This window comes from Luteimonas sp. 100069 (assembly GCF_003813845.1).
In the GTDB taxonomy this organism is placed as follows: Bacteria; Pseudomonadota; Gammaproteobacteria; order Xanthomonadales; family Xanthomonadaceae; genus Luteimonas; species Luteimonas chenhongjianii.
The window spans coordinates 82,948-106,513 of record NZ_RPFN01000001.1 but is presented as its reverse complement, the minus strand read 5'-3'; the positions used below and the strand labels follow the sequence as shown (position 1 = coordinate 106,513).

The following is a 23,566-nucleotide window of genomic DNA, read 5'->3' as shown; positions in this document are numbered from 1 at the left end:
GGGGATTCTAACCTGCATCCCACTTCGGGTTGCACGCGTGCGGCTCGACACGCGGCGCACCGGCGCGATCGCGCAGCGATGCCGTGGTGTCGCTGTCGGCCAGCATCGCGTCGATCCAGTGGCGCTGCTGGGGATTGGGGATGGGCATGGCAACCACCTCGAAGCCGGCTGCGCGCAGCGCCTGCGCCCGTGCGCGCGCGCCGGACTCGCCGCCGAAACGGCCCAAGGCGATGGCGTTGGCCTCGGGGCCGTCGGCAATGATGTAGTAGTCGTTGAAGCCTGCTTCCAGCAGGCGCGCGACCATCTGGCCCGCGGCGGCGCGGTCGGGCAGCGGCGCCATCCACACCCGCCAGCCGCGGGATGCGTCACCAACCTCGCGCGAGGCGACACGGACCACGTCGGGTGCGATCCGTTGCAGCGCCGCGTCCCGGGCGGCCGCGGTGTCGAACGGCCCCAGGGTGGCGCATTGCGGAGGATCTGCCGGACGCGGTGAGACGGGGGCGTTCGGCGACGCGGCCGACATCCGTGTCACCGCCGGCTCCAGCGCTTTGCCTCCGGCCGACACGGCGCCTTGCGCCTCGCCGCGATCCGACCCTGCAGAGCCGGGCCCTGCAACCTCCCGCGCCAGCTGCAGGGTCGATTCCGCCGTATCGGCCGCAACGACCTCCACCGCTGCGGCGCGCAGCGACCACCAGGCGGCGACGCCGAGATTGAGGATCACCAGCAGGACAACGAGCGCGCGCAGCAACATGGTCGAATCCTAAGCTTCCCGCCGGGCGGAACCGATCGCACGGTACCAGCGCGCGAGTCCGTGCAGCACCAGGTCGCTGCGCCAATGCGCGCCAGGTAACCGCGCGCGCAAGGCGGCGGCACCACCGCCATGCAGCAGCAGCCGTGGCATGGCGCCCAGACGCGCGTGCGCCTCCGTCCGACTGCGCTCGACGAGGCCGAGCGCCGCGCCTTCGCATCCCGACACCAGCGCATCTTCGGTATCGGCGGCGAACTCCGCATAGGCGCCACCGCTCGGCGGGAGCTGGGCGACCCGGCGATGCAGGGCCTCGCGCATCAGCGACGGCGACGGCGCGATCCGGCCGCCGAGGTGGCGCCCCGCGTCGTCGATCAGATCCACGGTGAGCGCGGTACCGACCCCGACCACCAGCGTCGAAACCCCATCGGCCTGCGCGGCGAGCAGTGCGAGGAACCGGTCGACACCCAGCCGCGCCGGGTCCGCATAGGCGATGCGCAGGCCGTCGAGCGCGGGCAGGGTCTGCGCAAGCTGCACCCGGGCGCCACGGGCCGCCAGCGCATCGAGCAGGATCGCCCGCAGCGCGGGCGCGGCGACGCTGGCGACGATCGCAACGTCGATCCGCGCCGGCAGGGCATCGAGCCATCCGGCATCGAATCCGCCGTCCCCATGCGCGGTGCCCTGCACCGGGCCGATGTCCCCGTCGTCGGCAAGCGGGGCGAACTTCAGCCGTGTATTGCCCAAGTCGAACAGCCAGGTGCTCATGCGGCGCCGGTCCTGCGCACGCTGACTTCACCGGCGTGGAAGGCGCGCAGCAGGCCATCGATCTCGACCTGCAGCGCGCCGTCGTCGGCGATGCCCGCGGCGATGCCGCGCACCGGCGCGGCCTCCGTGTGGATCTCGACCTCTGCCCCCGAAAGCGCATCGATCCGCGCGTAGCGTTCGCGGAACGGGGCCAGGCCTTCGCGGTCGAACAGGTCGAGCGCCGGCAACCAGGCCCCCAGCACGGCTGCGGCCAGACTGTCGCGGGTCGGTACGGCGCTGCCGCCGCACCGCGTCAGGTCCGTCCAGGGCTGGTCGATCAAGGCGGCCTGGGCCTCGGGCATGCGCACATTGATGCCGATCCCGAGCACGGCGCGCGCCGGACCCGCATGCTCGCCCCCGCCCTCGACCAGGATCCCGCCGAGCTTGCGCACCCCATCGGCCCCGGCGACGACGAGATCGTTGGGCCACTTCAGCCGCACCGCGCCGATGCCGAGGCCGTGGATCGCCTCCACCGCGGCGACGCCCGCGACGAGGCTCAGCCCGCCCAGACGCGCCAGCCCGCCCTCGAAGCCGCGCTGCAGCGACAGGTACAGATGCGCGCCCAGCGGCGACTGCCACTCGCGCCCGCGCCGGCCACGCCCGCCGGTCTGGCGCTCGGCCAGCAGCACCTGCGCAAGGGCGCCGGGCATGGGACGTCGCAGCAACTGCGCGTTGGTCGAGTCCACGCTCCAGGCCACCTCGAGCGACGAGAGCCGCGCGCGCGCATCCGCAGGCAGCGCGGCACGGATCGCGTCGGCGTCGAGCAGGGAGAGCGGCTGCGCCAGCGCGTAGCCGACGCCCGGCCGAGCGACGATCGGCACGCCGGCCTCGCGCAGCAGGCTGATCCGCTTCCACACCGCGGCACGCGTCTGTCCCGACTCGCGCGCCAGCACGTCCCCCGAGACCGGCCCGGCGATGAGTCGCTGCAGCAGGGTGCGCTCGGGCGTGGGATCGGCTGGCGCCGACGGCGGCGGGAAGGAAGGCATCGAAGGATTATCGGCGAGCCGGCGACGGGTGTCGCCCGCTGTTGTGCACGACGCCCCCGAGGCTGGGGTATGATCGGTCGGCTGCGCACCGCTTCCGCCGGGGGTTCCGATGTCCGCACGTTTGATGGTCTGCCTGTTGCTGCTGGGCGCGAGCCTGCCGGTCATCGCACGCGATGCGCGCGCCGAGGCGGGCGCCGAGGCGCTGTGTCCTCCCGCCACCGGCCAGGCAGAAGCGGTGCTCGACACCGGAAGCGTGCGCAGTGCGCCCGCCGCCAGCGCGACGAAATCACGGCCCGCGGCCAACGGCGGCGGCGAGGTCGAGCACACCGTCCGCGGCACGCGCTGGCACAGCTTCCTGCCGGGCATGTTCCGCTGAGGCGCGTTGCCGGCACGTGCGTTCGCTGATCCGCCGCCTGTTTCCGGGCGCGCCACCCACCATTCCCGATGTTCCCTGGGCTGCAGCCTGCGAGCGCCTGCCCTGGGTGGCCGCGCTCGATGACGCGCGTCGGCAACGGCTGCGCACGCTCAGCGGCGCCTTCCTCCACGACAAGACCATCACTCCGGTCGCCGGCCTGGAACTCGACAGCGAGGCGCGGGTCGCGCTGGCAGCACTGTGCTGCCTGCCGCTGCTCGAGTTCGGCGCGCAAGGCCTGCATGGCTGGTCGCAGCTGATCGTGTATCCCGAGGCGTTCCGGGTGAACCGCAGTCATCTCGACGCGGCGGGGGTGATGCACGAATGGGAGGACGAGCTGATCGGCGAGTCCTGGGACAGCGGGCCGCTTGTGCTGTCCTGGGCCGACGTGCAGGCCGACATCGCCGAGCCCGATGCCGGCTTCTGCGTGGCAGTGCACGAGATGGCGCACAAGATCGACGTCCTCGACGGCCTGCTCGACGGCACTCCGCCGCTGCCACGCGAGTGGCAGCGCGCCTGGGCGCGCGATTTCCAGCGCAGCTTCGATGCCTTCGTCGAACGCGTGGACGCCGGCGAGGACATGCCGATCGATCCCTACGCGGCCGAGGCACCGGAAGAGTTCTTCGCGGTCTGCAGCGAATACCACTTCAGCGCGCCAGCGTTGCTGGCCGAGGTACTGCCCGATGTCGCCGCGCACCTGGTCCGCTTCTACGGCGCCTCGCCGTTCGCGACCCGCGATCAGAAGCCCGGCGGCAACCGCACAGAGAAACAGGCGCCGCCGAGTTCCTCGGACCGGCCTACGCTCAGTTCGCCCCGATAGCTGTGGACGAGGTCCTGCACGATCGACAGGCCGATGCCATGGCCCTGCACGCGCTCGTCGCCGCGCACGCCGCGTTGCAGGACCGCGGCCACGCGGTCGGGCGGAATGCCCGGACCGTCGTCCTCGACGATCAGCACCAACCCCGGACGGCGGTTGGGTGCGGTGTCGCCGGGCCGCACGGTCAGCAGCACCCGTGACTTCGCCCACTTGAAGGCGTTTTCCAGCAGGTTGCCCAGCAGTTCCTGCAGGTCGCCGGGCTCGCCGTGGAAGCGCGCGCTCGGGTCGATCTCGAACTCGCAGACCGTGCCCTTGGCCGCGTAGATCTTCTCCAGGCCGCGCACGATCTGCTCGGCATGCGGCTCGATCTCGATCGGCGCGGAAAACAGCTGATGGCCGCTCGAGGCGGCGCGCGCGAGCTGGTAGGTCACCAGATCGCTCATGCGCTGCAACTGGGTCTCCACCTCTTCGCGCAGTTCGGCATCTCCGGTGCCCGCGTCGAGGCGCGAACGCAGCACCGCGAGCGGTGTCTTGAGGCTGTGCGCGAGGTCGGACATCGTGTTGCGTTGCCGGGCGAGGTGCTCGCGCTCGCTGTCGATCAGCGCATTGATGCTTTCGGTCAGCGGTTGCAGCTCGTGCGGATGCTGGGTGCCCATGCGCTCGGCCTGGCCGCGCTGCACGCGTACGAGTTCCTGCTCCACGCGCCGCAGCGGCCACAGACTCCAGCGCACGATCAGGCCCTGGAGCAGCAGCAGGATCACACCCGCGACGCCCAGGTTCACCCACAGCGCCGCACGAAAGACACGCAGCTGACGCGGCACGATGCCGGCGTCCTCGATCACGTAGATGGTGTAGGGGAATTCCTCTTCGCTGCGGCCGTCCGGCGCCCACACCAGCCCAAGACCGTAGCGGTAGACCTCGCCCGGGGTCCCGTTACTCTGGACCATCGGCAGCGGACCTTCGAACTTCTCTTCGCGCGCCGACAGCATCGGCGCTTCGGGCAGCTGCGGACCCGACGCCGAGCGCGAGGTCCACGTACCCGACGGCAGTACGACCTCGGCGTAGAGCCCGCTGCCCGGCCGCAGGAAGCGGTCGTCGGGCGGCGACTCGGAGGGATAGATTTCGCCGCCGCGCAGGAACTCGATGTCGCCGGCGTAAGAGTAGACGTAATTGCGCAGCCGCTCGCGCTGGCCTTCACTGGCCACGTCGATGAAGGCGCGATCAAGCGCATAGCCGGCGAGCGCCAGGAAGGCGAGCAGGCCGATACTTGCGGCGAGCAACTGCCGCGCCCGCAGCGAACGTGGGCGCAGGCGTGCGGACAGTGGGCGATCAGCCACCATGGTTCAGAACTTCGTACACATCGGCCGCGCATGCTGCGCGAGCGGAGCATGCGACGCCAGCGCGGAATGCCGGCGGCGCCGGATCATCCCTCGCCGTTGCGCGGGATGGCGAACCGATAGCCGCGACCGCGCACCGTCTCGATGGGCTTGAGCGTGCCATCGGGATCGAGCTTCTTGCGCAGGCGGCCGATGAAGACCTCGAGCACGTTGGAGTCGCGGTCGAAATCCTGCTGGTAGATGTGCTCGGTGAGATCGGCCTTCGAGACCAGCTCGCCGGCATGCATCATCAGGTACTCGAGCACCTTGTACTCGTAGCTGGTCAGGTCGACGTTCTTGCCGTCGACGCTGACCGTCTGCGCTGCCAGATCCAGCATGACCGTGCCGCATTCGAGTGTCGGCTTGCTCCAGCCCGCGGCGCGGCGCACCAGCGCATTGATGCGCGCGAGCAGCTCCTCGACATGGAACGGCTTGACCAGGTAGTCGTCGGCGCCCTGCTTGAGGCCGTCGACCTTGTCCTGCCAGCTGGAACGCGCGGTCAGGATCAGCACGGGAAACTGCTTGCCTTCTTCGCGCAGGGCCTTGATGAGTTCCATGCCGGACATCTTCGGCAGCCCCAGATCGATGATGCCGACGTCGAACGGAACCTCGCGACCCATGTACAGGCCTTCCTCCCCGTCCTGGGCAGCATCGACGGCGAAGCCTTCGCGCTTCAGACGCGCGGCAAGGGTCTCACGCAGGGGGGCTTCGTCTTCGACGAGCAGGATTCGCATGGGTCAACTCCGGTCTGACGGCCGGACCGGCCGTGAATGGGGGCGAGGATGCACGATCAATCGTCGTCGCCGCGTGCACGGGACGCGCGGTCGCGCTGGGCCGGATCATCCACGTAGATGCGCACGCGCCCGCTGTCGTCCATCACCTTGACGCGATTGAGGTCGCGGCCGTCGGAGTGCATCTGTTCGATGCTGAGTACGCGACCGCCGGTGTTGCGCTCGATCCGTCGCACCGACGCGGTCATCGAGTCCTGCGAGCGCTGGCGACCGCTCTCGTGGCGCGGCAGCGAGGTGCGCATGTCGGCGCCCCGGCTGGCCGGGTCCTGCTGCGGCGCCTGCGCGATCGCGCCCGTCGAGACCACGCCGAGCAACAGCGCAACCAGGACATACAACGGACTTCGATGCTCGGGGACAGACACGGCCGCTCCTTGGAGGACAGGTCGAAGAGGAGAGCAAGGATGGTCGGGGCCGGGCAGTGAATCCGTCCTTAACTTTTCGTTGACATGGCTGACTCTATTCAGCTTCGCGCGTCCGGTCCACGATCACGCCGCGCTGCGGTCGCGCGCGCGGACCTCGGTAACGGCGAGGGCTTCCTCCACCAGGCCCCAGTCCGCGCCGGGACGATGGGCGCCCTCGCTCAGGACCTGACGGAATGCGCGCCCACCGGGCTGCCCGTGGAACAGGCCCAGGACGTGGCGCACGATGTGCTTGAGGGCCGCGCCCTCGGCCATGCTCGCCTCGGCGTAGGGACGCAGCGCACGCAACAGTTCGCCCCTCGGGCGCAGTGGCGCGCCGCGCAAGGTGGCGTCGATGGCGTGCAGCAGATACGGGTCGTGATACGCGGCGCGGCCCAGCATCACCCCGTCGACCTGCCTCAGGTGCGCCAGTGTCGCGTCCAGGCTCGCGATGCCGCCGTTGACCACGACCGGCAAGCCGGGCCGTTCGCGCTTGAGCCGGTGCGCCCAGTCATAGCGCAGCGGCGGAACATCCCGGTTCTCCTTGGGCGAAAGCCCCTGCAGCCAGGCGTTGCGCGCGTGCACGACGATCATCGAGGCGCCCGCCGCGACCGCGCCGTCGACGAAGGCCGCGAACACGTCGTAATCGTCGTCCTCATCCACGCCGAGCCGGCATTTCACCGTCACCGGCACGTCGCTGGCCGCCGCCATCGCCGCCACGCAGTCGGCGACCAGGGCGGGCTCGCGCATCAGGCAGGCGCCGAAGCGCCCCGCCTGCACCCGGTCGGACGGGCATCCGCAATTGAGGTTGACCTCGTCGAAGCCATGCGCCGCCGCGATGCGGGTCGCTTCGGCGAGATCGGCGGGCTCGCTGCCGCCCAGCTGCAGCGCAAGCGGCGCCTGCTCGGGCGTCAGCGCCAGCAGGCGGCTGCGATCGCCATGGATCACTGCGCGGGCGTGGACCATCTCGGTGTAGAGCCGCGCACCGGGCGCGAGCAGGCGGTGGAACTGGCGGCAATGCACGTCCGTCCAGTCCATCATCGGGGCCACCGACAGACGCACCGAAGCTGCATATGCAGCGGCGCGAGGGTCGGAGGGCGGTGTGGGCGTTGCGGTCGTCATGTCTGCTGGGAAAATCCGGGGCCGCGATGCACCGGCGCCGTTGGACGCGCCAGGCCCGCGCGCGGGGCGTCAGGATACACGCCACCCCTTCATGCCACGACGGAGCTGGTTCGGCGATCCTGCGCCGCCGCGCCCGAGCCGAGGCATCGATGGTCTTCGCCCAGATCCTGACGCTAATGCTGCTGGCGTGGTCGCTCGGCGCGATCCAGCTGATCGACCGCGCGCGAGGGCTGCATGCCACTGCGTTGTGGCTGGCCGGCGGATGGGCGCTGGCGGTGGTCGCCGTCATCGGCACCGGTGGCTACGGCCTGCTGCGTGACGGCCACTGGCAGGCCCTCTCCACCGGCCAGGCGCTGCATGCGATCTTCGGCGAGGGCAGCCTGGCGCTGCGGCGTTCGGAATGGGGAGCGCTCAATCGCGCCGTCGGCGTCTATCTCAATCTCGACATCGCCTGGACACTGCTGGCGCTGTGCCTGGCGCAGTTCCACGGCTTCGTGTTCCGGGCCGGCGCGGCCGAGCGCCGCAGGCGGCAGCGCTTGCGTCCGCGATCCCGCTGAATCGCGTGTCAGTCAGTCGGCGCTCGCGGAGTCCGCGGTGGCGCGGCCGATACCGGAAGCACCCGCAGCTCGGCGTGGGCGCCGTCGAGCACCGGCGTCGCCTCGATCTGACTGCCCTCGACCGGCAACGCGCCATGCGCGCTCGACTGGCTGACGATGCGTACCAGCTCGGTCGAACCATCCGGCCACACCACGCGGAACGTGTTGCCCGGCGGCAGCGCTAGGAACGGCGTCGGACTCTGCGCACGATAGAGCGCGGCGATCTGCGCCGCGCCGAGCTGGCGTTGTTCGAGCGGCGCGGCCGTGGTGGTTGCGGCAACCTCCGACAGGCGCCGGTAGTTGTCGCTGACTGCATCGACGACCACGCCGGCCACCGCCACCGAATAGCCGACGAACAAAGCCACCCAGAGCCAGGCCCGGAGCTTGCGGGGAAGGATTCGTCTCATCTCATCACCATTTCGAGCAGGTGTCGGGACTCGGGGGCGTCCTCGACCAGGGTTTTTTTCATGCGATCGATCGCTTCCGCACCTTGCCGCGGCACCGCCGCGTCACGGACGAAGCTGGAGAAATCCTGACGTGCATCGCGCGCGCAGATACCGCCGTTGGCGCAGTACTGGGTCATCAATGCGCCGCCCGAGCTGCAGTCGAGGCCCAGATCGCAGGCAGCGAGCTGCCAGGCGAACTCGCTGGCCTGGGTGCCGGCGACGGTGTCGGCCAGCGCCACATCACCGCTCGCCGCCACGCCCATGGCCGGCGACAGCGCGGCGAAGGCTTCGGGATCGCGCGATATCTGCACGCGTTCGACCAGGCCACGCCGGTAGTCCATGTCCTCCGACAGCGGTGCGCCCATCGCCAGCAACGCGGCTTCGGCCGCGAGGCTGCCGGCCTCGGCGGCGTCGCGGCGCCTCTCGACCAGTTGCACGAACGTCGGCGCATCGGCCGGAACGAATCGCCCGCAGCGCGTCCCGATCCGGCCGCGCGCGGCGCCGAGCGTGCGCGCCGCATCGAGCTGCATGCTGTCGATGAGGGCGCTGTCGCGGGCGAAACCGGCGGGATCCCGGGCGAACGGCGCGCAGTACTCGTCGACCCGGCTCAGCATCCAGCGTGCCTCGGCATCGCCCCGGTCAGCCATTGGCCGCAGCTGCTGGCGGAAGGCGAACAGATCCTCGGCCGCCTCGAAGGCCTGCGGCAGCGGGCGCGTCGGGGCCGGCGGGCGGACAGCAGTCGCGCGCGGCGGGATCTGCGGCGCCGCCAGCTCCGGGGTGGGCGTGCCCAGCGTCTCGCCAACCGGTGCCTCGCTCCAGTCGTCCCCATCGGTGCTGGCGGCCACTGGCGCGGCCGGGCGCCACATCGCCAGACCCGCGGCGAGGACGCTCAACAACACAATGGCGGCGAACATTCGAACGGTCACGTGAGGTCCCTGCGGCCCGGCCGACCTACCGTCGGCGGCGGGTTTCGCGCGAATTCTAGCCGACTGCCGCTGCCTGGCCCGACAGGGGCGCGTTGCCGCGCGCAGCGGGCGACAAGCGTGCCCGGGCCGCAGCTGCCCCCCGCGCTGCGGCACCCCGACCCTTTACGCGCATCGGCGGGCGGACCAAGATGCCCGGCCCCCTCCCCCCTGGATCCGCCATGCCCTTCCTCGAACTGACTCTGCGCTGCACTGAAGCCGAGCAGCCGACCTATGCGCAGGTACTCGAGGACGTCGGCGCCCTGGCGGTGACGATGCTCGATGCCGATGCCGACACCACCGACGAGCAGGCGATCCTCGAGCCCGGCGTCGGCGAGACCCCGTTGTGGCGCGCGATCGTGCTGACGGCGCTGTTCGAGGCCGACACCGATGCGCTGGCGCTGCTGGCCGATCTGGAAGCCCTCGATGCGACCCTGGACTGGAGTCGCGCCGGCTTCCGCAAGGTCGAGGACCAGGACTGGGAACGCGCGTGGATGGACCAGTACGCGCCGTTGCAGTTCGGCGCCCGGACCTGGATCGTGCCGTGGAACGCGGACCTGCCCGAGGCCGCCGGCCCTGACGCGGCGGTGGTCCGGCTCGATCCGGGCCTGGCTTTCGGCTCGGGCACGCATCCGACCACATCGCTGTGCCTGCAGTGGCTCGATGCGCTGTCCGCCGAGGGCGCGCTCGCTGGCGCCAACGTGCTCGACTACGGTTGCGGCAGCGGCATTCTCGCCCTGGCTGCGCTCAAGCTCGGCGCCGCGGGCGCGGTCGGCATCGACAACGACCCGCAGGCGCTCATCGCTTCGCGCGACAACGCCGACCGCAACGAAGTGGGTCCGGCGCTGGAGGTCTTCCTGCCCACCGACGCCCCGGACGCGACCTACCCGGTGGTCGTGGCCAACATCCTCGCCAGCGCACTCGATGCACTGGCCGAGACCCTGGCGCAGCGCGTGGCGCCCGGTGGACGCATCGCACTGTCGGGAATTCTCGATGGCCAGGAGGAAGAGCTGCTGCGCCGCTACCGCCCCTGGTTCGAGCAGCTTGCGGTGACCCGCGAGGGCGACTGGGTGCGGATCGACGGCGTGCGCAAATCGGGCTGATCCAGCGCGACGGTCCCGCGGCGCGTGATTCAATAGCCGCATGTTCATCAACTGCAAGCACTGCGGTGCGCTGGTCGCCACCGAGCCGGCGACCGATCTGCCCCCGGAGCGCTGTCCGCGCTGCCGGGGCGTGCTGCGCAGTGCCGCATCGGCGCAGCAGGTCTCGGTGGCCAGCCTGCTGCGACCGGTGGCGACAGGCGAAGCGGTCGCCACCGGCGCGGCGGAGGCATCTGGACGTCCCGCGGCCGTAGCGGCCGCGTCCGCTGCGGACGCGGCACGCGAACGTCCCGCGGCCGCCCAGGCCGACCCCGAGGCGCCACCCACGCCGCCGACGCGCGCCGCAGCGTCGGCGGCGACCCCCGAGCCCGCCCCCGAGCCCGCCCCCGAGCCCACCCCCGTCATCCCGGCCCCGGCTCGCGGTTCCGCAGACAGTGCGGACCATGCTGCGCTTGCGTCCGGGGCATCGCCGGCAGCGCCCACCTCGCCCCCCGCTGCGGTTTCGGCCATCGCATCGTCGCGCGCCTCGCCGAGCTTCGTGCGGGTCGGCGCAGGGACGCGCGCTGCGCCGGTCGACGGACAGCGCCGTGCGCTGTCGGTCGCGCTCGTCGCGCTGGCGCTCCTGCTCGGCCTGCAGATCGTGGTCGCCGACCGCGCGCGTCTCGCCGCCGATCCGGGCTGGCGGCCAACGCTGACGGCCCTGTGTGCCGTGCTGCGTTGCAGCCTGCCGCCGTGGCACGAGCCCGCGGCGCTGACCCTGCTCGCGCGCGACGTGCGCCCCGATCCGGACCAGGACGGTCGCCTGCTGGCGGTCGCGACGTTCCGCAACGATGCGCGCTGGGCCCAGGCCTGGCCCCGCCTGCGACTCACCTTGTCGGACATCGACGGCCGCCCGGTCGGCAGCCGCGTGTTCGCCGCCGAGGACTATCTCGAGACCACGCCGACAGCGCCCACCCTGGCGCCCGGACACAGCGCGCAGGTACGCCTGCACCTGCGCGAGCCCGAGGGTGCCGCGGTCTCGTTCGCCTTCGATTTCCTCTGATCGCGCGCTGGCAGGTGTCCGGGCCGCGCGATAGACTGCCCTGCCGCCACGTTCTGGACCGTCGCCCCCTGCGTCGACGGCGCCGCCGACGCCGTACCTTTCGAGAATCGAATTGAACGCAGACCGCACCGACAGCCCGACGCGCGAGGCGCCACGTACGCCGCTGCGCGACCATGTCGCCGCGTCGATCCAGCGCTACCTCGGTGACCTCAACGGCAACGAGACCGACAACCTCTACGAGGTCGCGCTGCGCGAGCTGGAGATTCCGCTGTTCGTGGAGGTCCTGAATTTCTGCGACGGCAACCAGAGTCGAGCCTCGGCCATGCTCGGCATCCACCGGGCGACGCTGCGCAAGAAGCTGCGCGAGTACGGCCTGGTCTGAGCGGCCTGCTGCGGTGCCGCCGCTATAATTGCCGGCTCCCCGCCTGCAGCACACTGCCATGACCGCTTCCGCTCCGTCCGGCGCGACGACCACGATCCGTCGCGCCCTGCTGTCCGTCTCCGACAAGACCGGCCTGATCGATCTGGCCCGCGCCCTTGCCGCGCGCGACGTCGAACTGCTGTCGACCGGCGGCACCGCGAAGGCGCTGCGCGAGGCCGGCCTGCCGGTGCGCGACGTCAGCGATGTGACCGGCTTTCCGGAAATCATGGATGGCCGGGTCAAGACCCTGCACCCGAAGGTGCACGGTGGCCTGCTCGGGCGCCGCGGCACCGACGACGCGGTGATGGCCGAACACGGCATCGAGGCGATCGACCTGCTGGTGCTGAACCTCTATCCCTTCGAGCGCGTGGCCTACGCGGCCGATGCGAAGTTCGACGACATCGTCGAGAACATTGACATCGGCGGCCCGGCGATGCTGCGCGCGGCGGCGAAGAACTTCGCCCATGTCGCGGTTGCGACCGATCCGGCGCAGTACGACGCGCTGCTGGCCGAACTCGATGCCAATGACGGGGCGCTGTCGGCAGCGACGCGCTTCAGGCTGGCCGTCGCCGCGTTCAACCGGGTCGCCCAGTACGATGCGCGGATAAGCGACGTGCTGTCGTCGATCGACGAGCCCTCCGATGCCGGCGCCGCGCAGCGCGCGGCCTTCGGCGGCCAGAGCAACAGCAACTTCGTCAAGCTCATGGACCTGCGCTACGGCGAGAATCCGCACCAGCAGGCCGCGTTCTATCGCGACCTGCATCCCGCGCCCGGCACCCTGGCGACGTTCGAGCAGCTGCAGGGCAAGGAACTCTCGTACAACAACATCGCCGACGCCGACGCGGCGTGGGAGTGCGTGCGCCAGTTCGACGCGCCCGCCTGCGTGATCGTCAAGCACGCCAATCCCTGCGGTGTCGCCGTGGGCGCGGCCTGCGGCGATGCCTACGAGCTCGCCTATGCGACCGATCCGACATCGGCGTTCGGCGGCATCATCGCGTTCAACCGCACGCTCGATGCAGCGAGCGCGAAGGTCATCCTCGACCGCCAGTTCGTCGAAGTGCTGATCGCGCCCGATTACGAGCCCGCGGCGCTCGACTACGCGAAGAAGAAGGCCAACGTGCGCGTGCTGCGCATTCCGCATGGCGACGGCCACAACACGGTGGACGTGAAGCGCGTCGGCTCGGGCCTGCTGATGCAGAGCGCCGACCTGCGCGACGTGACCCGCGAAAACCTCCGGGTGGTCAGCCAGCGCGTGCCGAGCGAGGCGCAGTTCGCGGACCTGCTGTTCGCCTGGAAGGTCGCCAAGTTCGTGAAGTCCAACGCGATCGTCTACGCCAAGGACCATCGCACGATCGGCGTGGGCGCCGGCCAGATGAGCCGCGTGTATTCGGCGCGTATCGCCGGTATCAAGGCTGCAGACGCGGGTCTGGTCGTACCCGGCTCGGTGATGGCGTCGGATGCGTTCTTCCCGTTCCGCGACGGCATCGACGCGGCCGCCGAGGCCGGCATCGCCGCGGTGATCCAGCCGGGCGGTTCGATGCGCGACTCCGAGGTGATCGCCGCGGCCGACGAACATGGCATCGCGATGGTGTTCACCGGCGTGCGGCACTTCCGCCACTGACGCCGGATCCGGGGTGATCACGGTCGGCATGCTGCTTGCGGGGTTCGCACTGCTCGTGGGCGGTGCCGACCTGCTGGTGCGTGGCGCCGCGCGCCTGGCCGCCGCGAGCGGATTGTCGCCGCTGGTCATCGGGCTGACCGTGGTCGCCGTCGGCACGAGTGCGCCCGAGCTTGCGACCAGCATCGGCGCGGCGCTGTCGGGCTCGCCGGACATCGCGCTCGGCAACGTCATCGGCAGCAACATCGCAAACGTGCTGCTGATTCTCGGCCTGACCGCGCTGATTGCGCCGCTGACGGTGTCGCAGCAACTGGTGCGGATGGACGTACCGATCATGCTCGGCGTGTCGCTGCTGGTGTTCGGCCTGTCGCTCGACGGCGATCTGGGGCGCGGCGAAGGCATCGGGTTGCTGGCGCTGGCGCTCGCCTACGTCGGACTGCTGCTGTGGCTGGCCAAGCGCCAGCCGCATGGGGACGCCGGGACCCAAGGGGATACGGTGGCGCCGGTGTGGTGGCGCGATGCGCTGTACGTGCTCGCCGGACTGGCGCTGCTGGTGCTCGGCGCGCGCTGGCTGGTGGGCGGGGCGGTCAGGATCGCGGAACTGCTGGGCGTCAGCGAGATGGTGATCGGCCTGACCGTGGTCGCGGTGGGGACCTCGCTGCCGGAGCTCGCCACGTCGATCCTTGCGACTGTGCGCGGGCAGCGCGACATGGCGGTCGGCAATATCGTCGGCAGCTGCATCTTCAACCTGCTGCTGGTGCTGGGCGCGACCGCGGCATTGTCGCCGACGGATATCAGCGTGGGGCCGGCCGTTCTGCGCTTCGACCTGCCCGTGATGACCGCGGTGGCGCTCGCCTGCCTGCCGATCTTCTTCACCGGCTTCCGGGTGCGGCGCTGGGAAGGCGCGCTGTTCGTGGCCTACTACATCGCCTACACCGCCTATCTGCTGCTGCGTAGCGCGCATTACCACGCGCTGCCGGCCTACAGCATGGTGATGATGGGCTTCGTGGTGCCGCTTACGGCGATCACGCTCGCACTGCTGGCTGCACGCGCCTGGCGTTATCAGCGTCGGCGCCGCGCCTGACGGCGCATCGACCGGCCGGGAGACGATCGCGACCCGGGGCTCGTCGCAGCGGATGCGCATCGCGCGCGCGGCGGCCGGCATGCGGCGCCGCCGGCGTCGGATTCCGCATCGACGCCTGTCCGGCCCGTACGCGCTCCACCTGCGGTGCGATCGCGCGGCGCCAAGCGATCGAGGCGGAATCGGTGACGGCGACCTCCCGGCGTCCGCGCCGCCGCGAGAACGCTATTCGTCCTTCGTGACAGGTTTCACGAGCGGCGGCGCGGTGGGTGTCGCGGTCCAGATACTGCGATCGATCGAATCCCCGAGTTCGGGGAAATCGTCGGCGTCGAGCCGCGGCGATCGATCGCCGGCGCGGATCTTGCGGTCGTAGTCGCGGGTCAGTTTGATTGCCACCCCCGACAGCAGCACGATCGCCAGCAGGTTCACCATCGCCATGATGCCCATCGCCGCGTCGGCGGTGTTCCAGACGATGTCGAGTTTTGCGAATGAGCCCCAGGCCACCATCGCCAGGCAACCAATGCGCAGCAGGGCCATGCCGATACGGCCGCCGCGCAGGAACACCACCGCGCTTTCGGCGTAGGCGTAGTTGCCCAGGATCGAGGTCAGTGCGAACAGCGCCAGTGCGATCGCGACGAAGGTCGGACCCCAGCTGCCGAAATGCACCGCCATCGCCTGCTGGGTCAGCGCGACGCCGTCGCCGCCACCGGTGCCGAGTACGCCCGAGAGCAGGATCATCAGCGCGGTGGCGGTGCAGACCATGAGGGTGTCGACGAACACGCCAAAGGCCTGGATCAGGCCCTGGCTGGCCGGGTGGTGCGGCGACGGCGTCGCCGAGGCCGCGATGTTGGGCGCGCTGCCCATGCCGGCCTCGTTGGAGAACAGCCCGCGCTTGACGCCGTTGAGCAGCGCGACCGCAAGCCCGCCGAGCACGCCGCCGGCGGCCTGGTCGAGACCGAAGGCACTACGCACGATCAGCGACAGCAACGCCGGCAGCTGCGTGATGTTGCCGAGGACTACCCACGCCGCGAGCGCCAGATACGCCACTGCCATCACCGGAACCACCAGTTCCGAGATCCGCGCCACGCGCCGCAGCCCGCCGAAGATCACCGCGGCTGTGAGCGCAACGAGCACCGTCGCGGTCCAGCCCGGCGGAACGCTCCAGGCGCTGGAGACCGCCTCTGAGATCGAATTGGCCTGCACTGCGCTGAACACGAAACCGAAGGCCACGATCAGGCAGACCGAGAAAATCGCCCCCAGCCAGGGCTTGCCCAGGCCGTAGGCCATGTACAGCGCGGGCCCGCCGCGGTAGTGGCCTGCGGCATCGCGGCGCTTGTACAACTGCGCCAGGGCGCTCTCTACATAGGCCGTCGCCATGCCGAAGATGGCGACGACCCACATCCAGAAGATCGCACCGGGCCCCCCGACACCAAGCGCGATCGCGACGCCGACGATATTGCCGGTGCCCACGCGCGAGGCCAGGCTCGTGCTCAGCGATTGCAGCGGCGAGATGCCTGCGTTGTCGCCTCCCGTGCTGCGCACCATCCCGGAGAGCATCTTCGGAAACCGCCGCAGCTGGATGAAGCCGAGCGAGGCGCTGAACCACAGTCCCACCAGCGGCAACACGCCCACCAGCACGTAGTTCCACAGAACCCCATTGATGCCGTTGACGACGGGCGAGAGGATGTTTTCGATCAGCTGGAGCAGATCCATCGGCGGACATCACTATCTGCGGTGGGGCGTGGGAGCCTAGCATTTGGCCTACTGACAGGCAGCCCGCATCACGATGCAACCAAGACCCGGACGGTGCGACGCCGTAAACTGGGGCCCCCTCTGCACCCGGTCTGTCGCGCATGAAGAAGGTCCTCGTCATCGGTTCCGGCGGTCGCGAACACGCGCTTGCCTGGAAGCTCGCGCAATCGCCGCAGGTTGGCGAAGTGCTGGTCGCGCCCGGCAATGCCGGCACCGCGAAGGAAGCCGGCTGCCGCAACGTCGATGTCGCTGCGACCGATCTCGACGCACTGCTCTCGCTGGCGCGCGAGGAAGGGGTGGCGGTGACCGTGGTCGGGCCCGAGGCGCCGCTGGTGGCCGGCATCGTCGACCGGTTCCGTGAAGCGGGCCTGCGCATCTTCGGACCGACCGCGGCGGCCGCCCAACTTGAGGGCAGCAAGGCCTTCGCCAAGGACTTCCTCGCCCGCCACGACATTCCCACCGCGGGCTATGCGGTGTTCACCGATGCCGACACCGCGGTCGAATACGTGCGCCAGCACGGCGCGCCGATCGTCATCAAGGCCGACGGCCTGGCGGCCGGCAAGGGCGTGATCGTGGCCATGTCGCTGGAAGAAGCCGAGACCGCGATCGCCGACATGCTCTCGGGCAATGCGTTCGGCGCGGCCGGCGCACGCGTGGTGATCGAGGAATTTCTCGATGGCGAGGAAGCGAGCTTCATCTCCATCGTCGACGGCGCGACGGCCTTGCCGATGGCGACCAGCCAGGACCACAAGCGCGTCGGCGACGGCGACACCGGCCCCAACACCGGCGGCATGGGCGCGTATTCGCCCGCCCCGGTGGTCACGCCCGAGGTGCATGCGCGGATCATGCGCGAGGTGGTCGAGCCGACCGTGGCCGGCATGGCCGCCGACGGCGTGCCGTTCACCGGCTTCCTTTATGCCGGCCTGATGATCGATGCGCATGGCGCGCCCAAGGTCATCGAGTTCAACGTGCGCTTCGGTGATCCGGAAACCCAGCCGATCATGCTGCGCCTGCAGTCCGACCTGCTGGATCTCGTCGAAGCCGCGATCGACGGCCAGCTCGCCGGCGTGGACGCGCAGTGGGATCCACGTCCCTCGCTCGGCGTGGTCATGGCGGCCGAGCACTACCCCGACACCCCGCGCACCGGCGACGTCATCAACACCTGGGACACGCCGCCATTGGACGACACCAAGGTCTTCCATGCCGGCACGAAGCTCGACGCGCACGGCCAGGCGGTGACCGCCGGTGGACGCGTGCTGTGCGTGGCTGCGCTCGGGAGCAGCGTGGAAGACGCGCAGCAGCGCGCCTACGGCGAGATCGCCGGGATCTCCTGGCCGGGCGAGTTCCACCGCCACGACATCGGCTGGCGCGCGATCGCACGCGAGCGTGAAGCGCAGTCCGCCTGACCATCCGCCCCATCGGAGCGCCGGGATGATCCCAGGCAACGCCCAGCTCAGCATGACCGTGCTGATGACACCGGACATGGCGAACTTCTCCGGCAACGTGCACGGCGGCACGTTGCTGAAGTATCTCGACGAGGTCGCCTACGCCTGCGCCAGCCGCTACGCCGGCCGCTACGTGGTCACGCTGTCGGTCGACCAGGTGACATTCCGCGAACCGATCCACGTCGGCGAGCTGGTGACCTTTCTCGCCTCGGTGAACTACACCGGTCGCACGTCGATGGAGGTGGGCATCAAGGTCATCACCGAGGACATCCGCAACCGCGCGGTGCGCCATACCAACAGCTGCTTCTTCACGATGGTCGCGATGGACGAGAACGGCCGCGCCACGCCCGTGCCGCCGCGCGAACCTGCGACGGCGGATGAGGTGCGCCGGTTCGAACAGGGCCGCCAGCGCCGCGAGATCCGCCAGGAACTCGAACGCCGCTACCGCGCGGTCCGCGAGGAAACCGTCACCATCGGTTAGACCGGGCAGGCCCGGTCAGCGAATGTGGGGCCGACACGCGCGAGAAGCGCCAGCTGGATGCTGCATCGGCGCACACACCGCGTGGCGGTGCGTGCCCGGCCACGCGTAGGCGCTGCTTGTGGATGGACGACAGCCTGCTAGGCTCCGCGCAATCGCCAAGGAGCCTGCATGGCCGGCCAGTCCCAGTTCGCCCTGCTCAAGCAGCGCCGTTTCATGCCGTATTTCACCGTCCAGGCCCTGGGCGCATTCAACGACAACGTCTATCGGCAGTCGATCATCGCGCTGCTCGTGGTCATGGGCGTCAGCCTCTCCGAGCGCACGCTCTACACCAATCTCGCGCCGGCGATCTTCATCCTGCCGTATTTCCTGTTCTCGGCGATCGCCGGCCAGATCGCGGAGAAGGTCGAGAAGCACAAGCTCATCGTCATCACGACCGCGATGGAGATCGCGATCATGTCGATCGCGGCCGTGGGCTTCCTGCTCGAGAACATGCCGGTGCTGCTGGTCGCGCTGTTCCTGACCGGCATGCAGTCGACACTGTTCGGTCCGGTGAAGTATTCGATCCTGCCATCGGTGCTGCGCCCCGAAGAACTCACAGGTGGCAACGGCCTGGTCGAGATGGGCACGTCGCTCTCGATCCTCGCCGGCATGATCTACGGCGGCCTGGTGATCAAGCTCGCCGGCAGCTACGGGCCCGAAGCCGCCGCGATCTCCATCGTCGTCCTGGCGATCGCGGGCAACGTCGTCGCGCGCATGATCCCGAAGGTCGATGCGGGCGCGCCGGCGCTCAAGGTCAACTGGAATCCGGTTCCCGAATCGGTCGCCATCATGCGTCTGGCCAAGCGACAGCCCGCCGTACGCAATGCGATCCTCGGCGTCTCCTGGTTCTGGTTCGTCGGTACGGTGCTCACCGCGCAGCTGCCGACCTACGCCGAACTGCACCTGGGCGGCGTCGCCAACGACACCGCGCTCTACATTTTCGCGCTGGCACTGTTCTCGATCGGCGTCGGTGTCGGTTCGTTGCTGTGCGAGAAGCTCTCGGGGCGCTCGGTCGAGATCGGCCTGGTGCCGATCGGCGCCTTCGGCATCACCGCGTTCCTGCTGGACCTGTATTTCGCCCGTCCAGGCGCGCCGCCCGCGACCGGCCTGACGATCGCGCAGTTCCTCGGCGACCGGGCCGGCTGGCGCATCGTCATCGACCTGACCGGCATCGGCGTGTTCACCGGGTTTTTCGTTGTGCCCCTGTTCGCGTTGATCCAGAGCCGCACGCCCAGGTCGGAACTCTCGCGCGTCATTGCCGGCCTCAACATCCAGAACTCGCTGTTCATCGTCACCGCCGCGATCCTCGGCGTGCTGTTGCAGATGGACGGCTTCAGCGTTGGCGGCCTGCGTATTCCGCTGCCCGGGCTGAGCATCCCGCAGGTGTTCCTGGCACTTGCGATCGCAAACGGCCTCGTTGCGCTGTGGATCTTCACGATCGTGCCCGAGTTCCTGATGCGCTTCGTCAGCATGCTGCTGGTGCGCGTGCTCTATCGCCTGCATCCGCGCGACATCGAGTCCTCGGTGCCGGCCGAGGGTGCGGCGCTGATTGTCTGCAACCACGTCAGCTACATGGACGCGCTGATCCTGTCGGCTGCGATCCCGCGGCCGGTCCGCTTCGTCATGTACTACCGCATCTTCAACGTGCCGGGCATGCACTGGATCTTCCGCCACGCCAAGGCGATCCCGATCGCCGGCGCGAAGGAAGACCCCGCACTGATGCAGCGCGCGTTCGATGCGGTCGATGCCGCACTGGCGAATGGCGAACTGGTCGGCATCTTCCCCGAAGGCAAGCTGAGCCGCGATGGCGAGATCGCCGCGTTCAAATCGGGCGTCGAGCGCATCCTCGCGCGGGCCGCGGAACGCGGCCAGCGCGTCCCGGTGGTGCCGATGGCATTGCGTGGCATGTGGTCGAGCATGTGGAGCCATCGCGATTCACGCATGGGCCGCATGCGTCTACCGCGCCGTGCGCGTGCGCACGTCGAGGTCGTCGCCGGTCCGCCGATCGAGGACGGCACGTCGACCGATGCAGGCGCGCTCGAAGCACAGGTGCGGATGCTGCGCGGCGACGCCGCATGAGGCCCGCCATGACGCCGCTTTGCGCGTCTCTGGGGCTACAGTAAGACGCCCCCGTCCACAGACGGCGGTCATCGACGTTTCCCAACCGTTCCAGCATCCAGGAGCTTTCTCGATGAGTTCGATCCCGCCGCCGCCACCCGGCTCGTACGGCATCCCGGAAGCACCCCTTCCCGGCTCGCCGATCGCCCCGGGCACCGTCCCCAACTACCTCGCGTGGTCCATCATCGCCACCGTACTGTCGCTTTGCCTGTGCTGCGTCGTCGGCACGATTCCGGGCATCGTCGCCATCGTGTTCTCGGCGAAGGTCAACACGCTGCTCGGCCAGGGCGATCTCGCCGGCGCCCAGCGCGCTTCCAATACCGCCAAGACCTGGTGCTGGGTCACCACCGGCCTGTGCATCATCGGCCTGCTGTGGCAGATCTACACGCTGACGATCGGCGGCGGCATGGAGCAGTACCAGATGATCTTCGACCAGATGCAGGTCGGCGGCTGATGTCACTGGCCGGCAGCCATGCGCCGCGCCGCATCCGTGCTTCGACCGTCGCCCTCGCAGGCGGCGGCTTGGCACTGGCGGCGGGCGGCGCGTGGCTGCTGCGCACCTTCGATCCGAATGCCCCCGGCAATCCGTTTCCAGCGTGCATGTTCTACAGCGCCACCGGCTGGCACTGCCCAGGCTGCGGCCTGACCCGCAGCCTGCACGCACTGGTGCACGGCGACCTCCCGCGCGCGTTCTCGATGAACCCGCTGCTGCTGGCGCTGCTGGCGCTGGCGCCACTGCTCGCGGCCTGGCACCTCGGGTGGCGGCCGACATGGCTGCAACACCTGGCGCGCATCGCGTCCGATCCCAGGCCGTGGGTGGCGCTGGTGCTCGTCTACTGGGTCGCGCGCAACCTGCCGTGGGCGCCGTTCACCCTGCTCGCGCCGGGCTGAGCGACTGCTGCGGGGGTGGCCCGCCCACCTGCTGCGCGTACCACTGCGCGATGAGCCAGCGCGAAATCGACAGCCGCGGCGACAGCGACAGGTGGGGATGCGCATCGCGCAATGCCAGCTCGATATCTCCCGCCTCGAACCAGCGTGCGTCCTCGAGTTCGTCGTTGACCCGGGGCGTATCGGGCGACGCATCGGCCAGGAAACCGAGCATCAGCGACGCCGGAAACGGCCACGGCTGCGAGGCCAGGTACCGGCAGCCGGTCACGCGCACCGCGCTTTCCTCGAACACCTCCCGCACCACCGTCTGCTCGAGCGTCTCGCCTGGCTCGACGAAACCGGCCAGGGTCGAGTATCGCCCGGGCGCCCACGCCGCCTGTCGACCCAGCAGCAGGCGCCTGCCATCGCTGACCGCGACGATCACCGCAGGATCGGTGCGCGGATAGTGCTCGATCCCGCAGCCCGTGCAGCGTCCAAGCCATCCGGCGCGCACGTAATCGAGCGGCGCGCTGCAGGCGCCGCAGTAGCGATGGCGGTCGCGCCAGTGCAGCACCGCGCGGGCCTGCGCGAATGCGCTGGCCTCGCGCACCGGCCACTGCGCAGCAGCATCGCGCAGGCTGATCGTCGCCGACATCTCGAGCCTGCCGGGCGCATCGATGGCCGGCACTGCGAACCATCCCTGCCCGTCATGCAGGCCGAGGAACACGGCAGAGGCGGGACGCTTGCCGACGGCGGTTCCGTCGAGCCCCGGCGGCATGCCCTGGGCGTCGACGCCGGCGTCTCCCTTCGCGTCGAGCACCAGCACGCGCGCATCCGGCCACAGTCGTGCCAGCGCATCGGAATCGGTCCGGAGGTGTTCGGCGCGATCGAGTGGCGCGTCCGCGAAGCTGAAGTCCATGCGGCCGATTATGGCCGGCGCTGGCGTCGTGTCGAGGTCGATGCCTGCTAGACGGTGAAGCTGCTGCCGCAGCCGCAGGTGGACTTGGCGTTGGGATTGCGGATCGTGAACTGCGCGCCGTGCAGGCTCTCGACGTAGTCGACCGACGCGCCCATCAGGTACTGCAGGCTCAGCGGATCGACGACCAGGGTCACGTCATCGGTGACCACCGCCAGGTCATCCTCGCTGCGCTGCTCGTCGAACTCGAAGCCGTACTGGAACCCCGAGCAACCGCCGCCCTGGATATAGACCCGCAGATTGAGCGCGGGATTGCCTTCGCCCTCGATCAGTTCGCGCACCTTGGCTGCGGCCGCCGGCGTGAAATCCAGAGGCCGCTCCAGCGACTGGTACCCGGGGCTTTCGATGGTGAGCAACTCGTTCATGGCGCACAGGATGGGGCCCCGCCCCGCTGCCTTCAAGCGCCGGGGGCGGAACGCGGCGTCACATCGGCCCAGCTGAACGAACGGTCCACTTCGCTGCCGCGTTCGGGCGAGAGCCGCACCGTCACGCGCAAGGGCTGGAACCCGGCCGGCAAGACCACATCGCCCTCGACCTGCTGGAAATACTTGAACGAGTACGGCTGTCCGGCGGCCGCATTGCGCTGGCGCAGGTCGTCCCACTCCAGGGTCTCCAGCCGGCCGGCGCGCGTGCCTTCGATGGCCAGACGCATCGTGCCGACGCTGGCGGCGTCGCGGTTGAGGCTCTGGGTCAGCGTCGCGGTGTAATGCCAGCCCTGGTCGGTGCGCGGCTGCATGCGCAGCTCGTGGACGGTCAGGCCACGCCGCTGCGCGGTTCCACCGACGAAACGCTCGTAGAACGCGACGTCGGCGCGCAGGGCCGCGATCTCCTCGTCCCGCTCGGCCAGCGTGCCCTGCAGCTCACGATTCGCGTCGCGGCTGATCTGGTCCGAGCGCGTGAGCGTGGAGACCTGCTGACGCAAAGCCTCCAACTCTTCCTGTTGGCTCGCCAGCTGTCGCTGCGGATTGTCTACGCCTGGCGCCAACACCTGCCAGACGCCCCACAGGCCGAACAGCAGGGCCAATCCGAAGACGATCGCGGCGACGATGGCGAGGCGCATCCGGCGCGCACGGGACGTGACCAGCAGCGGCCGGGTGTTGGGCGGAACGTCAGTCATCGCGACACGGTATAGCCAGTGCCCTCGCGCCGCGTCAAGCAAGCCGCTCCCTAT

The 23,566-nt window shown here is 69.8% G+C and carries 26 protein-coding genes; 13 read left to right on the top strand and 13 right to left on the bottom strand.

Annotation, left to right across the window (positions count from 1 at the left end):
• Positions 1–7: 7 nt before the first annotated feature.
• The 3 genes from EGK76_RS00460 to birA are packed head-to-tail and all read right to left on the bottom strand — an operon-like array spanning position 8 to position 2,535.
• Positions 8–751, bottom strand: coding sequence for a hypothetical protein (locus tag EGK76_RS00460; RefSeq protein ID WP_123831120.1), 744 nt, complete (start codon positions 749–751; stop codon positions 8–10).
• Positions 752–760: 9 nt separating this feature from the next.
• A complete protein-coding gene (locus tag EGK76_RS00455) occupies positions 761–1,510 on the bottom strand; it encodes a type III pantothenate kinase (protein ID WP_123831119.1) in 750 nt (249 codons plus the stop codon).
• A complete protein-coding gene (birA, locus tag EGK76_RS00450) occupies positions 1,507–2,535 on the bottom strand; it encodes a bifunctional biotin--[acetyl-CoA-carboxylase] ligase/biotin operon repressor BirA (protein WP_123831118.1) in 1,029 nt (342 codons plus the stop codon). Before birA ends, EGK76_RS00455 begins: the two co-directional genes overlap by 4 nt.
• A 109-nt stretch (positions 2,536–2,644) precedes the next feature.
• Between birA and EGK76_RS15585 the strand changes: the two genes are divergently transcribed.
• Together EGK76_RS15585 and EGK76_RS00445 are read left to right on the top strand one after the other, a co-directional pair.
• A complete protein-coding gene (locus EGK76_RS15585) occupies positions 2,645–2,911 on the top strand; it encodes a hypothetical protein (RefSeq protein ID WP_233580117.1) in 267 nt (88 codons plus the stop codon).
• A gap of 25 nt (positions 2,912–2,936) precedes the next feature.
• Positions 2,937–3,767, top strand: coding sequence for a M90 family metallopeptidase (locus tag EGK76_RS00445; protein ID WP_233580178.1), 831 nt, complete (start codon positions 2,937–2,939; stop codon positions 3,765–3,767).
• On the opposite strand, the gene EGK76_RS00440 is transcribed toward EGK76_RS00445, so the two are convergent.
• From EGK76_RS00440 to dusA, 4 genes are all read right to left on the bottom strand, one after another.
• Positions 3,686–5,101: an ATP-binding protein gene (locus EGK76_RS00440; RefSeq protein ID WP_233580116.1), complete on the bottom strand. Its 1,416-nt coding sequence runs from the start codon at positions 5,099–5,101 to the stop codon at positions 3,686–3,688. The two genes, EGK76_RS00445 and EGK76_RS00440, sit on opposite strands and share 82 nt — an antisense overlap.
• 86 nt (positions 5,102–5,187) lie before the next feature.
• On the bottom strand, positions 5,188–5,874 hold the full coding sequence (locus EGK76_RS00435; protein ID WP_096296388.1) for a response regulator transcription factor: 687 nt from the start codon (positions 5,872–5,874) through the stop codon (positions 5,188–5,190).
• A gap of 56 nt (positions 5,875–5,930) precedes the next feature.
• On the bottom strand, positions 5,931–6,293 hold the full coding sequence (locus EGK76_RS00430; RefSeq protein WP_123831116.1) for a hypothetical protein: 363 nt from the start codon (positions 6,291–6,293) through the stop codon (positions 5,931–5,933).
• Between the two features lie 123 nt (positions 6,294–6,416).
• Positions 6,417–7,451, bottom strand: coding sequence for a tRNA dihydrouridine(20/20a) synthase DusA (gene dusA / locus EGK76_RS00425; protein ID WP_123831115.1), 1,035 nt, complete (start codon positions 7,449–7,451; stop codon positions 6,417–6,419).
• 149 nt (positions 7,452–7,600) lie between these two features.
• On the opposite strand from dusA, the gene EGK76_RS00420 reads away from it, so the two are divergent.
• Positions 7,601–8,008, top strand: a complete 408-nt coding sequence (locus tag EGK76_RS00420; RefSeq protein ID WP_123831114.1) for a hypothetical protein — start codon at positions 7,601–7,603, stop codon at positions 8,006–8,008.
• A gap of 8 nt (positions 8,009–8,016) precedes the next feature.
• Here EGK76_RS00420 and EGK76_RS00415 read toward each other — a convergent pair whose 3' ends face one another.
• Positions 8,017–8,454 carry a hypothetical protein gene (locus EGK76_RS00415; RefSeq protein WP_342744079.1) on the bottom strand — a complete coding sequence of 146 codons (438 nt, stop codon included), beginning with the start codon at positions 8,452–8,454 and terminating at the stop codon, positions 8,017–8,019.
• A complete protein-coding gene (locus EGK76_RS00410) occupies positions 8,451–9,407 on the bottom strand; it encodes a hypothetical protein (protein ID WP_123831113.1) in 957 nt (318 codons plus the stop codon). The genes EGK76_RS00415 and EGK76_RS00410 overlap by 4 nt, the downstream gene beginning before the upstream one ends.
• A gap of 230 nt (positions 9,408–9,637) precedes the next feature.
• Between EGK76_RS00410 and prmA the strand changes: the two genes are divergently transcribed.
• From prmA to EGK76_RS00385, 5 genes are all read left to right on the top strand, one after another.
• Positions 9,638–10,558: a 50S ribosomal protein L11 methyltransferase gene (gene prmA, locus EGK76_RS00405; protein ID WP_123831112.1), complete on the top strand. Its 921-nt coding sequence runs from the start codon at positions 9,638–9,640 to the stop codon at positions 10,556–10,558.
• A gap of 40 nt (positions 10,559–10,598) precedes the next feature.
• Positions 10,599–11,597, top strand: a complete 999-nt coding sequence (locus tag EGK76_RS00400) for a DUF3426 domain-containing protein (RefSeq protein ID WP_123831111.1) — start codon at positions 10,599–10,601, stop codon at positions 11,595–11,597.
• A gap of 112 nt (positions 11,598–11,709) precedes the next feature.
• A complete protein-coding gene (gene fis, locus EGK76_RS00395) occupies positions 11,710–11,979 on the top strand; it encodes a DNA-binding transcriptional regulator Fis (RefSeq protein WP_096296395.1) in 270 nt (89 codons plus the stop codon).
• Positions 11,980–12,037: 58 nt separating this feature from the next.
• Complete coding sequence (gene purH / locus EGK76_RS00390; RefSeq protein ID WP_123831110.1) at positions 12,038–13,639, top strand: bifunctional phosphoribosylaminoimidazolecarboxamide formyltransferase/IMP cyclohydrolase; 1,602 nt, start codon at positions 12,038–12,040, stop codon at positions 13,637–13,639.
• A 13-nt stretch (positions 13,640–13,652) separates the two neighbouring features.
• On the top strand, positions 13,653–14,720 hold the full coding sequence (locus tag EGK76_RS00385; RefSeq protein WP_233580115.1) for a calcium/sodium antiporter: 1,068 nt from the start codon (positions 13,653–13,655) through the stop codon (positions 14,718–14,720).
• A gap of 222 nt (positions 14,721–14,942) precedes the next feature.
• Here EGK76_RS00385 and EGK76_RS00380 read toward each other — a convergent pair whose 3' ends face one another.
• Positions 14,943–16,430 carry an alanine/glycine:cation symporter family protein gene (locus EGK76_RS00380; protein ID WP_123831108.1) on the bottom strand — a complete coding sequence of 496 codons (1,488 nt, stop codon included), beginning with the start codon at positions 16,428–16,430 and terminating at the stop codon, positions 14,943–14,945.
• Positions 16,431–16,570: 140 nt separating this feature from the next.
• Here EGK76_RS00380 and purD point away from each other — a divergent pair, with 140 nt between their 5' ends.
• The 5 genes from purD to EGK76_RS00355 all read left to right on the top strand — a co-directional run bounded on the left by purD (position 16,571) and on the right by EGK76_RS00355 (position 21,443).
• Positions 16,571–17,875 carry a phosphoribosylamine--glycine ligase gene (purD, locus tag EGK76_RS00375; protein ID WP_123831107.1) on the top strand — a complete coding sequence of 435 codons (1,305 nt, stop codon included), beginning with the start codon at positions 16,571–16,573 and terminating at the stop codon, positions 17,873–17,875.
• A 25-nt stretch (positions 17,876–17,900) separates the two neighbouring features.
• Positions 17,901–18,395: an acyl-CoA thioesterase gene (locus EGK76_RS00370; RefSeq protein WP_096296400.1), complete on the top strand. Its 495-nt coding sequence runs from the start codon at positions 17,901–17,903 to the stop codon at positions 18,393–18,395.
• A 168-nt stretch (positions 18,396–18,563) separates the two neighbouring features.
• Positions 18,564–20,513 carry an MFS transporter gene (locus tag EGK76_RS00365; protein ID WP_123831106.1) on the top strand — a complete coding sequence of 650 codons (1,950 nt, stop codon included), beginning with the start codon at positions 18,564–18,566 and terminating at the stop codon, positions 20,511–20,513.
• Positions 20,514–20,625: 112 nt separating this feature from the next.
• A complete protein-coding gene (locus EGK76_RS00360) occupies positions 20,626–21,006 on the top strand; it encodes a CD225/dispanin family protein (RefSeq protein ID WP_123831105.1) in 381 nt (126 codons plus the stop codon).
• Positions 21,006–21,443, top strand: a complete 438-nt coding sequence (locus tag EGK76_RS00355) for a DUF2752 domain-containing protein (protein ID WP_123831104.1) — start codon at positions 21,006–21,008, stop codon at positions 21,441–21,443. The genes EGK76_RS00360 and EGK76_RS00355 overlap by 1 nt, the downstream gene beginning before the upstream one ends.
• On the opposite strand, the gene nudC is transcribed toward EGK76_RS00355, so the two are convergent.
• From nudC to EGK76_RS00340, 3 genes are read right to left on the bottom strand one after another with little or no spacing between them, the layout of a single operon-like run.
• Complete coding sequence (gene nudC / locus EGK76_RS00350; protein WP_123831103.1) at positions 21,421–22,338, bottom strand: NAD(+) diphosphatase; 918 nt, start codon at positions 22,336–22,338, stop codon at positions 21,421–21,423. The two genes, EGK76_RS00355 and nudC, sit on opposite strands and share 23 nt — an antisense overlap.
• Before the next feature lie 47 nt (positions 22,339–22,385).
• Positions 22,386–22,760: an iron-sulfur cluster insertion protein ErpA gene (erpA, locus tag EGK76_RS00345; protein ID WP_096296405.1), complete on the bottom strand. Its 375-nt coding sequence runs from the start codon at positions 22,758–22,760 to the stop codon at positions 22,386–22,388.
• 32 nt (positions 22,761–22,792) lie between these two features.
• On the bottom strand, positions 22,793–23,512 hold the full coding sequence (locus EGK76_RS00340; protein WP_233580114.1) for a type II secretion system protein M: 720 nt from the start codon (positions 23,510–23,512) through the stop codon (positions 22,793–22,795).
• Positions 23,513–23,566 lie beyond the last annotated feature (54 nt).